Annotated in this window: 14 protein-coding genes; 4 read left to right on the top strand and 10 right to left on the bottom strand. The window is 61.1% G+C overall.

Translation table 11 applies throughout. The features are described from left to right. The 10 genes from fdhD to R1W00_RS10345 all read right to left on the bottom strand — a co-directional run bounded on the left by fdhD (position 1) and on the right by R1W00_RS10345 (position 13,075). Complete coding sequence (gene fdhD / locus R1W00_RS10300; RefSeq protein WP_317262653.1) at positions 1-864, bottom strand: formate dehydrogenase accessory sulfurtransferase FdhD; 864 nt, start codon at positions 862-864, stop codon at positions 1-3. Further along, positions 815-3,712, bottom strand: coding sequence for a formate dehydrogenase subunit alpha (fdhF, locus tag R1W00_RS10305; protein WP_317262654.1), 2,898 nt, complete (start codon positions 3,710-3,712; stop codon positions 815-817). The genes fdhD and fdhF overlap by 50 nt, the downstream gene beginning before the upstream one ends. Further along, entirely contained in the window at positions 3,709-5,238 is a 1,530-nt protein-coding gene (locus tag R1W00_RS10310; protein WP_317262655.1) for a formate dehydrogenase beta subunit, read from the bottom strand. The genes fdhF and R1W00_RS10310 overlap by 4 nt, the downstream gene beginning before the upstream one ends. Continuing rightward, positions 5,235-5,711, bottom strand: coding sequence for a formate dehydrogenase subunit gamma (locus R1W00_RS10315; protein ID WP_317262656.1), 477 nt, complete (start codon positions 5,709-5,711; stop codon positions 5,235-5,237). The genes R1W00_RS10310 and R1W00_RS10315 overlap by 4 nt, the downstream gene beginning before the upstream one ends. Before the next feature lie 82 nt (positions 5,712-5,793). Next, entirely contained in the window at positions 5,794-6,543 is a 750-nt protein-coding gene (locus tag R1W00_RS10320; RefSeq protein ID WP_317262657.1) for a Crp/Fnr family transcriptional regulator, read from the bottom strand. After that, positions 6,540-7,466: a hypothetical protein gene (locus tag R1W00_RS10325; protein WP_317262658.1), complete on the bottom strand. Its 927-nt coding sequence runs from the start codon at positions 7,464-7,466 to the stop codon at positions 6,540-6,542. The genes R1W00_RS10320 and R1W00_RS10325 overlap by 4 nt, the downstream gene beginning before the upstream one ends. Before the next feature lies 1 nt (position 7,467). Next, complete coding sequence (locus R1W00_RS10330; RefSeq protein ID WP_317262659.1) at positions 7,468-7,989, bottom strand: (2Fe-2S)-binding protein; 522 nt, start codon at positions 7,987-7,989, stop codon at positions 7,468-7,470. Continuing rightward, entirely contained in the window at positions 7,989-10,823 is a 2,835-nt protein-coding gene (locus R1W00_RS10335; RefSeq protein ID WP_317262660.1) for a xanthine dehydrogenase family protein molybdopterin-binding subunit, read from the bottom strand. Before R1W00_RS10335 ends, R1W00_RS10330 begins: the two co-directional genes overlap by 1 nt. Before the next feature lie 600 nt (positions 10,824-11,423). After that, entirely contained in the window at positions 11,424-11,777 is a 354-nt protein-coding gene (locus R1W00_RS10340; RefSeq protein WP_317262661.1) for a cyclophilin-like fold protein, read from the bottom strand. 104 nt (positions 11,778-11,881) lie between these two features. Further along, positions 11,882-13,075 carry an NAD(P)-dependent alcohol dehydrogenase gene (locus tag R1W00_RS10345; RefSeq protein ID WP_317262662.1) on the bottom strand — a complete coding sequence of 398 codons (1,194 nt, stop codon included), beginning with the start codon at positions 13,073-13,075 and terminating at the stop codon, positions 11,882-11,884. 186 nt (positions 13,076-13,261) lie between these two features. Here R1W00_RS10345 and R1W00_RS10350 point away from each other — a divergent pair, with 186 nt between their 5' ends. The 4 genes from R1W00_RS10350 (at position 13,262) to R1W00_RS10365 (ending at position 16,222) form a co-directional block, all read left to right on the top strand. Continuing rightward, a complete protein-coding gene (locus R1W00_RS10350; protein WP_317262663.1) occupies positions 13,262-13,723 on the top strand; it encodes a cupin domain-containing protein in 462 nt (153 codons plus the stop codon). Positions 13,724-13,776: 53 nt separating this feature from the next. Continuing rightward, entirely contained in the window at positions 13,777-14,706 is a 930-nt protein-coding gene (locus R1W00_RS10355) for a LysR substrate-binding domain-containing protein (protein ID WP_317262664.1), read from the top strand. 107 nt (positions 14,707-14,813) lie between these two features. Beyond that, on the top strand, positions 14,814-15,572 hold the full coding sequence (locus R1W00_RS10360) for a carboxymuconolactone decarboxylase family protein (RefSeq protein WP_317262665.1): 759 nt from the start codon (positions 14,814-14,816) through the stop codon (positions 15,570-15,572). Between the two features lie 11 nt (positions 15,573-15,583). Then, the gene (locus R1W00_RS10365) at positions 15,584-16,222 is read left to right on the top strand and encodes an NADPH-dependent F420 reductase (RefSeq protein ID WP_317262666.1); all 639 of its coding nucleotides are present in this window, start codon (positions 15,584-15,586) and stop codon (positions 16,220-16,222) included. Positions 16,223-16,226 lie beyond the last annotated feature (4 nt).

Here is a 16,226-nt window from a genome sequence, read left to right on the forward strand (position 1 = left end):
TCAGACCTCACTCTGGATACGCTGGGGATGGGTGTAGATATCGAAGGCGCCGTCGCGGCAATGGGCAACGATGGACAGGCCACAGTCCTCTGCGGCGGATAGGGCAGCCGCCGTAGGGGCAGAAACGGAGATCAGCATCCCCACACCGGAAAACGCGGCCTTTTGAATCAGTTCAACCGACAGGCGTGAGGTCATCACGACCGCGCCCCGCGTCGGGTCCATATCGGCCAAGGCCATCGCGCCAAGGAGCTTATCGAGGGCGTTGTGGCGCCCGACATCCTCGCGGGTCAGGACCATGTCACCGTTGGGCGTCAGGAAACCCGCCGCGTGAACCGCGCGGGTCTGGTCCTGAAGCGGCTGGGCCGCGCGCAATTGATCGGGCGCGCCTGCGATGACGTCCACGGACATCGACCAAGCGGCGGGGGGCAATGTCGGCAGCGGGCGGATCGCCTGATCCAGACTGTCGATCCCGCACAGACCACAGCCCACGGGTCCGACCATCGCGCGGCGGCGTTCCTCAATCATTTCGGCGCGATCATTGGTCAGCCAAAACCGCGCCTCGATCCCGCCTTCATGCGGGACGACCTCGCGTTCCCGCACTTGGGCCAGAGAGGTGATCACCCCCTCACCCAACAAAAACCCGACCGCGAAATCGCCGATATCCTCGGGCGTCGCCATCATGACGGCCAAGGTCGACCCGTGCACCACGATGGCCACAGGCACCTCGGCGGGCACGGCGCGCGACGCGGACGGATCCCCCCGCCCGACACGGCGCACCGGCCATGAGGTCACAGGCGCGACCATCCCCGCGCCCTTATTCGGCGGCTGGCAGAACACGGCGCGACCGCGTGGCCATCTCGTCATAGTCCTGTTGCCACTGGCTGGGACCGTTCGATGGGCTGACCTGAACCGCCGTCACCTTGTATTCGGGACAGTTCGTGGCCCAATCCGAATAGTCGGTGGTCACGACGTTGGCTTGCGTGTCTGGGTGATGGAAGGTGGTGTAAACTACACCGGGGCTTACGCGATCAGTGATCTTGGCGCGCAGGCTGATCTCGCCCGAGCGGCTGGCCAGACGGATCCAGTCGCCATCGCGCACACCGCGCAATTCGGCGTCGTTGGGATGGATTTCCAACAGGTCCTCATCATGCCAAACGGTGTTTTCGGTGCGCCGTGTCTGTGCGCCGACGTTGTATTGCGACAGGATACGACCCGTTGTCAGCAACAATGGGAAGCGCGGACCGGTGCGTTCATCCGTGGCGACATACTCGGTGACGATGAACCGCCCCTTGCCACGCACAAACCCGTCCACATGCATCAACGGTGTCCCATCGGGCGCATCCTCGTTACAGGGCCATTGGATCGAACCGCGCTCTTCCAGCGTCGCGTAATCCACATTGGCAAAGCTGGGCGTGGTCGCGGCGATTTCATCCATGATCTGCGAGGGATGGGTATAGGTCCACCCCGCCCCCATCGCATTGGCCAACATCTGGGTCACTTCCCAGTCTTCATAGCCGTTGCGCGGGGCCATGACCTTGCGCACGCGGTTGATGCGACGTTCCGCGTTGGTGAACGTCCCGTCCTTTTCGAGGAAGGTCGAACCGGGCAGGAACACATGCGCATAATTCGCGGTTTCGTTCAGGAATAGGTCATGCACGATCACGCATTCCATCGCGGCCAGACCGGCGGACACGTGTTTGGTGTCGGGATCGGATTGCAGGATGTCCTCACCCTGACAATAGAGGCCCTTGAACGTACCCTCGACCGCGGCGTCCAGCATATTGGGGATGCGCAGACCGGGTTCAGGATCGATGGACACGCCCCAGACCTTTTCGAAAATCGCGCGCACCTCGGGCGATTTCACATGGCGATACCCGGGCAGCTCATGCGGGAAGGACCCCATGTCACAGCTACCTTGAACGTTGTTCTGACCGCGCAGGGGGTTCACGCCCACGCCGTTGCGCCCGACGTTGCCGGTCAGCATGGCAAGGTTCGCGATGCCCATCACCGTGGTCGACCCTTGGGAATGTTCGGTAACGCCCAGACCATAATAGATCGCCCCGTTGCCCCCCGTCGCGAATAGACGCGCGGCGGCGCGCAGGTCCGCCGCAGGCACACCGGTCAGCAGTTCAACCGCCTCGGGCGCATGGCGCGGATCGCGGACGAACTCGACATATTCCTGAAACTCGTCCCAATCACAGCGTTCGCGAATAAACGCCTCGTCAAACAGGCCCTCGGTCACGATCACATGCGCCAGCGCAGTCACCACGGCGACGTTCGTCCCCGGACGCAGCGGCAGGTGATGCGCAGCGCGGATATGGGGCGATTTCACCAGATCAATGCGGCGCGGGTCGATCACGATCAACTGGGCCCCTTGGCGCAGACGTTTCTTCAAACGGCTGGCAAAGACGGGATGACCATCGGTCGGGTTCGCGCCGATCACGATCACCACATCGGCGGCGGCGACACTGTCGAAATCCTGAGTGCCGGCCGAGGTGCCAAAGGTCTGCCCCAAGCCGTAACCAGTCGGCGAATGGCACACACGCGCGCAGGTGTCGGTGTTGTTGTTGCCAAACACCGCGCGGGTCAGCTTTTGCACCAGATAGGTTTCTTCGTTGGTACAGCGGCTGGACGTAATCACGCCGATGCTCTTCTGGCCGTATTTGTCCTGCAGTCCGCGCATCCGTTTCGCGGCAAAGCTCAACGCCTCATCCCAGCTAACCTCTTGCCACGGCTCATCGATGCTGTCGCGGATCATCGGGTTCAGGATGCGGTCCTGATGGGTGGCATAGCCATAGGCGAAGCGCCCTTTGACGCAGGAATGACCACGGTTGGCCTGACCGTTTTTAAACGGCACCATGCGGACCAGTTGATCACCGTTCAGTTCCGCTTTGAACGAGCAGCCCACGCCGCAATAGGCGCAGGTCGTCACGACGGACCGTTGCGGCGTGCCCAATTCGATCACCGATTTTTCCTGCAACGTCGCGGTCGGACAGGCCTGCACGCAGGCACCACAGCTGACGCAATCAGAGGACAGGAAATCATCGCCCGATGCGCCCGCCGACACGCGGCTGTCAAACCCGCGTCCCTCAATCGTCAGGGCAAAGGTGCCTTGCACCTCTTCACAGGCACGCACACAGCGCGAACAGACGATGCATTTCGCCGGATCATAGGTGAAATAGGGATTGCTGTCGTCTTTGGGGATGTATTGCGGGTTCGGCTGATCGCCCGCGCGGGTCGCGAAATGGGTCGCCATAGGCGCATCGGCGGGGGCCTCATAGCGCACATCGCGCAGACCCACGGCACCGGCCATGTCCTGCAATTCGCAATCGCCATTCGCCGCACAGGTCAGACAGTCCAGCGGGTGATCGCTGATATACAGCTCCATCACGCCGCGGCGCAGTTTCTGCAATTTGGACGTCTGTGTGTGCACCACCATCCCCGCCGAAACCGGCGTGGTACAGGACGCAGGCGTGCCGCGACGGCCCTCGATTTCCACAACGCACAGACGGCAGGACCCGAACGCCTCAACACTATCCGTCGCGCAGAGCTTTGGCACCTCGCCCCCCGCAAGCGCGGCGGCGCGCATCACGGATGTACCGGCGGGAACCGTCACCGCAACGCCGTCAATCGTCAGGTCCACAGGCGCGCCATGGGCGGCAGGCGTGCCCAGATCGCGGTCATCGCTCCAAGGGATAATCAGGTCTTTCATTCTGCGGCCTCCTGCGTTTGGGCGGCGAATTCCTCGGGGAAAGCATTCAGGGCGGACATCACCGGAAACGGCGTAAACCCGCCGAGTGCACAGAGGGAGCCGTCCCGCATCGTGTCACACAGATCGCGCAACAGCGGCACCGCCGAGGCATCCCCCGACGCGATCCGGTCGATGGTTTCGACGCCGCGCACCGCGCCGATCCGGCAGGGCGTGCATTTGCCACAGCTTTCCACGGCGCAGAATTCCATCGCGAACCGCGCAAGGCCCAGCATATCCGCGCCTTCGTCAAACACCACGACACCGGCGTGCCCGATCAGGGCGTCCTTGGCGTCGAATTCCTCATACCCGAAGGGCGTGTCGAACTTGTCCGGTGCCATATAGGCGCCCAGAGGTCCGCCGACCTGTACCGCCTTGACCGGACGACCCGAGGCCGTGCCGCCGCCAATGTCATTGACCAGATCGCCAAGGGGCATCCCGAACGCCGTTTCAAACAGACCGCCGCGCGCGACATTGCCCGCGATCTGGATCGGCATGGTGCCCCGCGACCGGCCGAGGCCGAAATCGGCATAATGCGCCGCGCCTTTTTCAAAGATCACCGGCACAGTGGCCAGCGAGATCACGTTGTTCACGACCGTCGGGCGACCCAAGAACCCCTCAAGCGCGGGCAAGGGCGGTTTGGCGCGAACGATCCCGCGACGGCCCTCTAGCGAATTGAGCAGCGAGGTTTCCTCGCCACAGACATAGGCGCCTGCGCCCGCGCGGATCTCGATGTCAAACGCGGACCCCTGCCCCAGAACAGACGCGCCAAGAACCCCCGCCACACGGGCCAGTTCGACCGCGCGGGTCATGGTCGCAATCGCATCGGGATATTCCGAGCGCAGATAGACATATCCCTTGTCCGCGCCGACGCCCAGACCCGCGATGATCATCCCCTCGATCAGGGAAAACGGATCGCCCTCCATGATCATACGGTCGGCAAAGGTGCCGCTGTCGCCCTCATCGGCGTTGCAAACGATGTATTTCTTGGGCGCATGGGCCAGACGCACCGTGTCCCATTTGATCCCCGTCGGAAAGCCCGCGCCGCCGCGACCGCGCAGGCCGGATTGCTTGACCTCATCCACGATCGCCTCGGCCCCCATGCCAAGGGCGCGCTGCAGACCGGCGAACCCGCCATGCGCGCGATAATCGTCGATCGACAGAGGGTCGATCACCCCACAACGCGCAAAGGTCAGACGGGTCTGGCGGCGCATCCAATCCAGGTCATCAGTCAGGCCCAGATAGCAATCGCATTCGGTTTCGTCACCAAACAGGTGGGGCACATCGGCGGGCGTCATCGGACCATAGGCGATGCGGCCATTCGGGCCCTCGACCTCGACCAGCGGCTCCAGCCAGATCATGCCGCGCGTGCCGTTGCGCACCAACGTGATGTCGATACCGCGCGCGGCGGCCTGTGCCTGAATTTCGGCGGCGACCGCATCGGCCCCAAGGGCCTTGGCCGCGCTATCGCAAGGGACGTAGATTTTCATGCGCCGACCTCCTGCAGGATGGTTTCGATCTTGGCCTCATCGACGCGGCCATGGACAGTTTTGTCGACCATCAACGCGGGCGCACAGGCGCACATGCCAAGGCAATACACGGGCTCGACCGTCACGGCGCCATTGGCGGTTGTCCCGCCCCAATCAAGACCCAAGAGGTCCAGAACGCGTTGACCCAGCGCGCCGCCATCCACGGCCTGACAGGCCTCGGACCGGCAGATCTTGATCACGTGACGGCCCACGGGGTTGGTGCGGAAATCGTGGTAAAAGCTGATCACGCCATGCACTTCGGCACGCCCGATGTTCAGGGTCTCGGCCAGAACCGGCACCGCCGCGTCGGGGATCAGACCGTACTGATCCTGCAGCGCGTGCAGCATCGGCAACAACGGCCCCTCAAGGTCCGTCAGAGGTGCGATGATGGTGGTGATGTCGTCTGTGCTGGGCGTGGCCTGGCGCGCGCTCATGGGTACCTCCGCATTTTCTGCGGGGGTACGCGGTTTTCAATAGCCAATCAATATCGTATTTCCGTCAATTGATAGAAATAATCTATTGGTTGACCTCTGCCGTTTCGGCCGCGGGTGTGGGGGCATCAGGGGCGTTCGCACTTGGCTCGGCGGGGGCGTCCGCATCTTCGACCCCTTGGGCAAGCGCGCGCAAGCCGGGCATGTCGATCAGGCGAATGACCCGTTTTTCCGTGACCAACAGCCCGCGCTCTTTGAGCCGCGACAGTTCCTTGTTCACCGACTGACGCGAGCATCCGACCGCATCGGCGATATAGCTCTGGTTCCGAGTGATTTCGCCATCGCGCCCCGCCAGTTGCAACAGACAGGTGCACAGACGTTGTTCCACGGTCGAAAACGTCACCATGTGTTTGGACGCATTGTCCCGCTCCAGACGGGTGTGATTGACCCGCATGATGTTGCGCAGGAACACCTTGTTCCCCACCGCCGAAAACAGCAACGGCGTCGGATAGAGCAGAACCGTCGCATCCACCGTCGCCATGCAATCCGCGACACAGGGCCGGTCCGCGATCGCCTCAACCTCGCCCATGGTTTCGCCCGGTCCTGCGTGGTGGATCACCGTCACCTCGCCATCGGGACTGGTCTGTGAAATCTGCACCAACCCGTGCGCCACAAAATAGAGACCCTCGGACCGTTCGCCCTGTCGCAGGATGAACTGACCACGCCGGAACACACGGATCGCACATTGGTCCAGAATGTCCTCACGCAGGTCAGAGGGCAGATCGCTCAGGATGTCCGAGCGCAGGATTTGCGGGAATTGTAGACTTGCTTTCATTTGGATCCAAAAATTGGCGTAACGCGACAGGATGCATCATCAGGTGCACTGCAACACTTTAACACTTGGTCAAGAGACGCCCCATATGTTGCGTCCCATTGTTCCTGAGACAAGCCATGAAGCGGCGGCATGGTGGTATTTCCGGGAAATGCACTGGCAAATGCATCAGAACCGGGCGGAGTCGTCTTGCCCGTCATAAACCGCGCCAGTTCATTACAGGTCTCGTTGACGCCGATCCGGTGGCATCCCGTGCAGGTGTTGTCGGGCAAATCGAAATGCGACAACGGCCAGCCGGAAAAGCCCGAACCCGCATCGACATGGTAATAGGGTCCCAAGGGGTTTGAGGGCACATGATCCAGAACCTGCCCGACAAATGGGCTATACATAAAGGGATCGTTGTCATGGCAATTGCCACAGCCCTCGGCCAGCACATCCGACAAATCGGCCCAGAAATCCGCCTGACCCTCGGTCGGGGACGGGACGTTTTCGCCACTGACACCGCCCGCCTCTTCGTCCTTGGCCATGAACCAGCAGGTCGCGCCGGTCTGCGGATTATGGGCGATGACGTCGATTTCGTCATAGGTGCTGGACGTCTCATCGCGGATGGTTTTCTGACGGCACATCACCGACACCTGCATCGTGTCGTTGGACAGGTTCAAAATGCGTGAATAAGGCACGCATTGCCCGTCCGAAGTGTCGCCGTTCGCCAGCAACCCGGGGCGATCACACGTCATGTCTTTGCTATAGCTGCTGGGCGTATGGCCATCGACCGTGATCGGGACCGGCACACCATCGGCGCAACTGATCGGGGGCAGATCGCCCACCGCCTGTTTACAGGCCTGCGCGTAGGTGTCGAAATCATCCGCAAACGCGGCGGGCGCAGACAGGCCCAGCGCCAATAGGATCGCAGAAACTCGCAGCATCTTATTGCCCTCCCTGCGCGGCGCTCAGGGCGTCCGACGCCACCTGATAGATCGCGTTGTAATAGCGCACGTAGCCGGTACATCGGCAGATGTGATCGCCCACCGCGTTGTTGATCAGGTCGGGCAGATCATCGACCGTGGTGGTGGTCGGGTCTAACCCGTCCAGCATCATCGTCGCCGCCATCACGAACCCCGGCGTGCAATAGCCACATTGGAACGAAAACTCGGTCAGGAACTTTTCCTGCAGCGCGGTCAGTTGCCCGTTTTCCGCGACGCCCTCAACCGTGCGAATGTCGCAATTGTTCAAGGTGCCAAGGGCGGTCGAACAGGCAATGATCGGCGTTTCCACCGGCGATCCGGGCCGTTTCATCGCCACCGTACAGGCGCGACACACCCCGATCCCACAGCACAGTTTCGTGCCCGTCAGTCCCTTGTCCACATGCAGGTAATCAATCAGGCGATCCTCGGCTTGATCATCATCAACCGTGTGAGAGGTGCCGTTAATCGTAAATGAAATCGTCATTATCCCAGCGCCTTTTTAATGTCGTCCCGTGTGATCGGCAGCGATCTGAACCGCACGCCAATCGCGTCGTAAAGGGCGTTTGCAATGGCGGGCGGGATGGAGCACATCACCGCCTCGGCGATACCGCGACCGGCGGCTTTTTCGCCCAGCAACGGCTGAACATGGATCAGTTCCTGCGCCCGCTCGCCTGCGGTGATCTGATCGCCCAGAGGCACGTCCGAGAACCGTGGAACATGGTATTGATCAAGGTTCCATTTGCCATCCGCCGGACCCTCTGGCCCCGGTTTCGCGTCCTCCATCAGGGTGTAACCGATGGCCATGGCCACGCCCCCCTGACTCTGCCCCGAGACCAGTTCGGGCACATGCAGACGTCCCGCGTTTAGCACGCTCAGGACATTTTCGACCCGCACATCATAGGTGGTCGGATCGACCGACACCGAAACGACGTTGACGCAGGGGGCCCACGTGCTGCGCGACCACCGCCCCGCGTCTGCGGGCGGTTGGACGACAGATGTGCGCCAGATTGGCTCGGGCGTCTCGTTTGCACCCGTGTAGACCGCCAGACCGTCCAGCTCAAATTCAGTGGCCTCGCCGTTGATGGTGAACGTCCCCTTGGCCCAGTCGCCTTGGAAAAACGCATGACCCAGAACACCGGTCGGCATGTTGTTTTTGTACATGACCTTGGCCAGCTCGGACATGTGCAACAGAGGCTTGACCGGATTGGTGCTGTGCAGCAGACCGTCCTGCCAATAGGCCTGATCGGGGTGGACGACCGCCATGCCCCACAGGATCGCCGCCGCAGGCAAAACCGCAATCCGCATCAGGGCCTCGGCGGTCTGTTGGGTCACGTTGACCTGATGCAGACCGGTCAGACAGGCCGAGGATGACCCGACCCCCTTGGGCGTCCATTTCGGGTTGGACCAATCCGCGACAACGCCGTCTGGTTGGTGGGTGCCCTCAAGCATCTGGGTCTTGGGGAACAGATGATAATCGCCCGGGGTCACCCGATCCGCATTCGCCCCGATGATCGGCCCGACCACTACCCCAAGGGTCGTTGCCGACCCGTTGCCCATATCAACCGCATCCGTTTCGACGGTGATGGAACCATCACGCTCAATCTTCACAGCCGCGACAACGCCATCGCCACTGGTCCCGTAGGCCTGCAGCGACATCGCCATGCCGGTGCCGTAGAGACGCCCATCGGCGGCATGGGCGCGTTTGCCCGCGCGCCGCGCCTTCCACAGGGGATGTTCCTCAGCCAGATCAAGCATATGCGACAGGCGCAGCACCTGATCAATCGGCCCGCCCACAACCGTGGTGTCGCGCATGTCCACAAGGTTCGCACGGCGCAGGTCGAACGGGTCCCAGCCTTTGCTGCTTGCGATGACATCCAGCGCGGTTTCGATTGCGAAAAACGCCTGTGGACCGCCAAAACCGCGTTGCGACCCGCCCGGAACATTCTGGGACTGATAGGCATTGGCCTTGATGTTGGCGCGGGGCACCTTGTAGCTGCCGCCGATGCACAGACCGGCAAGGTTGGCGACATAGGGGCTTAGGTTCTTACGCCCGCCCCCGTCAAAGGCCATTTTTGTGATGATGGCCTGAATTTTCTTGTCATCATCGACGTAAAGCGATCCCTCAACCTTGCACGCGTGGCGTTTCAGGCCTGTCTGGAATTGCTGATAACGGTCCAGTTCCAGACGGATCGGCTTGTCCGGCGACATCCCCGCCGCAAGGGCCAGCATCAGGGAGAACGGCGACTTGTCCCGCCCGCCAAATCCGCCACCGGGGTAACAGCTTTGCAAATTGACGGTCGCGACTTTGCTGGGGCTGTCGCTCGACCCATACATCGAGACCATATCGGCCACGTCATGATCGGGGGATTGCGTGCCCAGAACAACGTTCAACGTGCCCGTGCCCGAAGTGTCGAGAAAGGCCATACCCGTCTCAGGCTCCATGAACATCGGGTCCATCGCGGCCATCTCGCTGTCCAACGCGGCCGAGCTGATGTCGGATTGCGTGGATATCCAGCTTTGGATGTCGTCGGCCTGTGTCATCGAGTCCTGCTCATACGTGTCAGGATCGGCCGTGGCGTAGGAAAAATCGCCGTTTTTGACATAGTTCGTCAGCGGGCGGAACACCTTGCCGCCATCGGGGTTCGGACCGATTTCATCCGCGTAATTCTGAAACGCGTCATCCTGAAACTGGATCAGCTTTTTGACGGCCTTGAAGGTTTTGAAATCTTCACACACCAGCAGGGCCACTGCCTGCCCCAGAAAATCGGGCTGTGCGCCGGGTTGAACGATCAGATCAAACTCCAGACTGTCGGGGCGGTCAAATGATCCATCCCCCGAGGTCAGTTTGGCGCTCGCGGCCGCCTCTTTGGCCTCTTCTGCGGCGATCCGTTCGTCCAGATGCAAGTCGCGTCGCGCGGTCAAAACGGGCTGACGCATCGACGGGCTTAGGTCATTGCCGTAGAACAGTTGAACCTTGCTCTGGAGATCGCCCAGCATGTCCATGTTGACCGACAAAAACGGGCGCGTGGTTGAGGTGGCGTTGACGAAATACGCATAGGCGAGGCCCTTATCCTGCGGCCAGTTCGCCATGTCGCGTGGGTAAAAGTCGCGGGCAAATATCTTTTCTCCCGTGACCTTGGCCACGCCTTCAATCCGCTGTGTCGCGACACCTGCGGTGCCGAGGGTCGCCGCGCTGGCGGCTGTTGCCCCCATACCCGCACCCCGCCCAACCGGAGAAATCGTCACCGCGACCGCCCCTGCCGTCCCTTTGATGAAACTGCGGCGGCTTAGCCCACCGGCGCTAAATCCGTGGCTCATAATACCTCCCATGGATGTAGGCCGTGGCCCCACCCCGAAAAATGCATTGTCGTCAAAACGCCAGTTCACGATAGCCAGCATGACAGGTGCAAATGTCGCCTTGATTACAGAAATTGATCACCGACGCGACAATTTCATAAAAGTGTAAACAATCAGGAATTGAGATATTTGCAAATCGCCATCAAATTGGGCGATTTTTTGTCACGCGGGATGATAAAAATGAAAATCAGCGCCGTCAGACCGGAAAGCGCAGCAACTATCGCCAAGGCGACAGAAATACATCCTTTTGGATAGTACGCCAGCCTCAGTTCCAGTTTTCAGGCGTGTTTCAGTACTTGGCCTGAGCATTGAAGAGTGGACAACACCCACTCGCCCAGAGGCAGATTGTTTTTCGTAATTTTGTCAGTGAGTGACCTGCCTCTGGCATATGCTGGACATGGCCCGGACCTCGTGTTCGCTTTGACCCGATGCCACTGCCTCATCCCCAAACTGCCCAAACCTCTAGTAAAGACAAAAAAGACGGCAAGCAGCGCGGCTTGGGCCAGACGACTTTGCCAATGCCGGTGCCCGAATTGCTGACCGCGGTGGGGCTACGCCCGATCACTCGGACACTTCGATCCGAACGCGCCCTTCCAAAGTGGTTAATTTCGACCTTGATGCCGCGTCAAATTCGCCAAGCCGCACCAAGCCGCGTGAGTTGGAAAACGGTTTGTAGAAGAGCGCGAGGTTCCCCCACGGCGCGTAGGTGGTGATATCGCCGGTCGTGGGCTCATAGCTTGTGGGCGCGGCGGAGGTATCCAACTTGTGCGGGAGGTCCGCGACCTTTTCCACGCCGTGATAATCGCTGAACTCCATCTCCAACGGCAGCATCGCGGCGAATTCGCGGGCATAGGGCGTATCGTCGAGCGTGGCGTGCAGGGTTTCGGCGTCGGTGATGAAGATGATGGCGGTCATGGACGGTCCTTCGGCGACAGCGGCCTGAGCAAGGAAAAGAGCGGAGAAAAGAGTGGTTTTGAACATGGTAAACTGGTCGGGGCTATGCGCCCCGACCCTACGCACTAGGCTGCGGTCATGTCGATGACATAGCGATAGCGGGCCTTTTTGCTTGCCACCTTTTCGCAGGAGGCACCGATCTGGTCGGGGGTGATCATCTCGTAGCTGGCTGCGATCCCGTGCTTGGCGGCAAAGTCGATCACGGCCTGCGTTTCTGCGATGCCACCCGTCATGGAACCCGCCAGCCGCGTCCGACCAAAGGCCATAGCCATGCCAGAGGGACCTTCGAGCATGCCCAGCGCGCCGACGTTTACCAGCGTGCCGTCGAGTTTCAGCAGATTCAAAAACGGCTGCATCTGATATCCAACAGGCACGGTCGAGAGCATCAGATCAAAGCTACCGCGCAGCGCGCCCATGGCCTCCTCGTCCGACCACAGGTAGGCCTCGGTTGCGCCAAAGGCTTTGGCGTCTTCGATTTTGTCCTCAGAGGTGGTGAAAACGATGACCTCGGCGCCTTTGGCGGCGGCCAGCTTCACGGCCATATGGCCCAGACCACCCATGCCGATCACGCCATAGCGCTGACCCGGCTGCAAATCCCACGTGTTGATCGGGGAAAAGGTGGTGATGCCCGCGCACAGCAACGGGGCCGCCCCCGCAAGGTCCATCCCCGGCGGGATGCGCAGCACGTAATCCTCGTCCACGACGATCCGTTTGGAATAGCCGCCATAGGTCACACCGCCCGAGACCTTGTCCTCGGAACCATAGGTAAAGGTGGTACCGTTCAGACAGTATTGCTCTAGGTCAGCGACACAGTTCTCGCACGTGCCGCAACTGTCGACCATGGTGCCGACGCCTGCAATGTCGCCTTCGCGAAACTTGATGACATCCGCGCCGGTGCTGACTACGCGGCCAATCATCTCATGACCCGGCACCACAGGCTGATTCACCGCCCCCCAGTCGCCGTTGACGCTGTGGATATCGGAGTGGCAAATCGAGCTGTACATGATGTCGATCACGACGTCTTTGGGCCCCGCCGCGCGGCGATTGATGGTGAACGGGGTGAACGTCAAAGAGGTGTCGGTCGCGGCCCAAGCCTGCACATCACTTGCCGCCAAAGAGGCCGGCGCGGCTTGCGCGCGGGCGCTCGCGGGGATGATTGCGGGGGCGGCTGCGGCGGCCACACCGCCCGCAAGAAGGGCGCGGCGGCTCTGGCCATGACGGGTGAGGATTTCGGCTGTTGATGTACAAGCGTCGCACATTCTGAGGATCTCCTGTGTTTGTTGTCTCTTTCCAATGTGGTGCAAGTTGCGGCGAGGATAATCGCGAAACGCTGCACATCATTCATGAGGGCAGATCATGAATGGCGTGAGGGCATCCCCCATGATGCGGCGAGCCCCCTGCCCTAGGTCTTGGGGTGAGACGAATGACACAGCAGAGGATGACCAATGAAACACACAGTTTTCACGACCCTTGCCGCCCTTTCGATCACGGGGGCGGCCCACGCCCAATCCGTCGAAATCACCCACCATGAGGATCGCGCCGGAATGATCGGCAGTTCCGAGACCTTTACCGGCACGGCCTATGTTTCGCCGGTCTTCGCCCCCAAGATGAATGACGTAAGCGCCGGCGAAGTCACCTTTCTTCCGGGGGCGCGGTCGAACTGGCACACCCACCCCGCCGGCCAGATGCTTGTGATCACCCATGGCACGGGCTGGACCCAAGAGCGCGGCCACCCGCGTCAGGTGATCCAAGCAGGCGACGTGGTCTGGTGCCCGCCGGGTGTCGAGCACTGGCACGGGGCGACCGATACGACCTCTCTCACGCACTATGCCATTCAGGCGGGCGTTGACGGCGCGGCGGTGACTTGGGGCGGCCCTGTCTCGGACGCAGAATACCTGCAGGACTGACCTTTCATGCGTCGACTTCATAAATCCGGCCGTTATATTCGGAGCGAACACCAATGGTAACAATAGCTTCGACGGCGGCCCAGCTTATGATACGCGACAACATCAACGATCTGATTGCCTTTGCCGCCGTGGCCGAGGAACGCAGTTTCACCAAGGCTGCGGCGCGTTTGAACGTGTCGCAGTCTGCGCTTAGCCACACGATCAAATCGCTTGAGCAACGGCTTGGGTTGCGCCTGTTGACGCGCACCACGCGGACAGTTGCCCCGACACTTGAGGGCGAGGATTTGCTCGCGACCCTGTCCCCCTGCTTTGAGAAAATCGAGAACCGTCTGCAAGCGCTGAACGACAGCCAAGGCGCCCCCAAAGGCACAGTGCGCATTGCGGCGACGGAATACGCCATTGAGACGATCCTCTGGCCCAAGCTGTCGCCCGTGCTCAAGCAATATCCGATGGTTAATGTCGAGTTCGATATGGACTATGGCTATACCGATCTGGCGTCCTCGCAATGCGATGCGGGGGTGCGATACGGGGATCAGGTCAGCGACGGGATGATTGCCACGCGCATCGGCCCGGATGAGCGGATGATTTGCGTTGGCGCGCCGTCCTACTTTGACGCGAATGGTACGCCCGCGCATCCCAAAGATCTGGTCGATCATCGCTGCATCAACCTGCGCCTTTCGAACCATGGCGCGCTTTATGCGTGGGAGTTCGAAGAGGAGGACGGGACCGAGATCAACGTCAAGGTCACTGGGCAGGCGTGCTTTAACACCATCAACCCTGTGCTGCGCGCGGCCGTGGATGGGCATGGCTTGGCGCTTGTGCCGGAGCGGCTTGCGCAGGCCCATCTCGACGCAGGGCAACTGACCCTGTGTTTGGGCGAGTTTTCCCCTTATTTTGCGGGGTTTCACCTGTTTTATCCCAGCCGCCAGAGACCATCGTCCGCCTTCACCGTGGTGCTCGACGCACTGCGTGAACGCGCTTAATCACAACGATTAATGCAAGTGGCTCATATGTGGGGTGATCAATTCGGGCATTAACTGTTCCTGCGGTCGGGCCCATCTGTTGTTTAACACAGCAACAGGAGCCCATGATGAAAACCGCAGCAACAGCCGCAGCATTCGCCGTTCTGAGCACGTCCGCCTTTGCACAAGACCTCTCTGCCAGCCTGCCCGAAAGCGTCGGGAAAGTGGCGCCCGCGCTTGAGGCCTATGTCGGCGACGCCCTGTTTAACGATGAGTGGTCAAACGATACGCTGGCCCCGCGCGACCGTGCGCTTGTGACCTTTGCCGCCGCGCTGACCCGCCATGAAACCGAGGCGTTGGAACGGTATCTGACGCTTGCCTTGGATGCCGGTGTCACCGCGTCCGAACTGTCTGAAACCATCACCCATCTGGCCTTTTACACGGGCCTAGAAAATGCCGTTGCGGCCGCTGAGGCCGCTGCGCAGGTCTTTGCCGCACGCGGGATTTCAACAGCCGACCTGCCCGGCGCAACGACCGATCTTTTGCCCCTGAATGAAGAGGCCGAGGCCGCGCGTGAATCCCTCGTCCAAGGCAATTATGGCGACGTCAGCCAAGGCGTCGTGGACCACACCCGCGATGTGCTGTTCCGTGATCTCTGGCTGCGCGCGGATCTGGCGGCGCGTGACCGCTCGCTCATTACCGTGGCGGCCTTGATCGCGGCAGGTCAGCCCGAGCAAATGAGCTTTCATCTGAACCGCGCCATGGACAATGGCCTTAGCCAGGCAGAGGCAAGCGGTATGCTATCGCATCTTGCGTTCTACACGGGCTGGCCCAAAGTCTTCTCGGCGCTGCCTGTCGCCAAACAGGTCTTCGAGAGCCGAAACTAAGGAGACACGGGATGAAACTGGCCATTCTTGGCTCTGGCCTGATGGGGGCAAAGCTTGGCGCGATCTGGGCGCAGTGCGGACATGATGTGTGTTTTGCCTATGCGCGATCAGACTCCAACTTGGAACGTCTCGCCCGTGATGCGGGCGCCCGTTGGGGCAGCGTCGCCGACGCACTGAACGGTGCGGACGCGGCCCTGTTGGCCGTTCATTGGTCGCGGGTCGAGGACGTGCTTGATCAGGCGGGCGACCTGGATGGTTTGCCGGTCTTGAACTGCTCGTTGCCTCTCAACGACGCCAACTCGCAATTGGTCATCGGCACCACGGACTCGGGCGCGGAAACACTTGCCCGTCTCCGCCCCAAGGCCCGCTGGGTGTCGTGTTTCAACACCAACCCGTCAGAGAGCTTTCACCCCGCCTTTGCCCTCAAGGGCACGGGCGAACCGCCCCAGACCTTTACCTATGGCGATGACCAACAGGCCAAAGAGATCGCGGGCGAATTGATCCGCGATATCGGCTTTGAGCCGCTGGAGACAGGCGGGCTTGGCAATGCGCGGTTCATCGAACCCTTTGCCATGGCGACCGTTGAACTGGCCTATGTCCAACCGGGCGGTGCGGCCCTGACATACCGATTTGAAAAACTACGCGGCTGAGCGC

It is taken from the genome of Rhodovulum sp. FJ3 (assembly GCF_032918305.1).
Classification (GTDB): domain Bacteria; phylum Pseudomonadota; class Alphaproteobacteria; order Rhodobacterales; family Rhodobacteraceae; genus SAT37.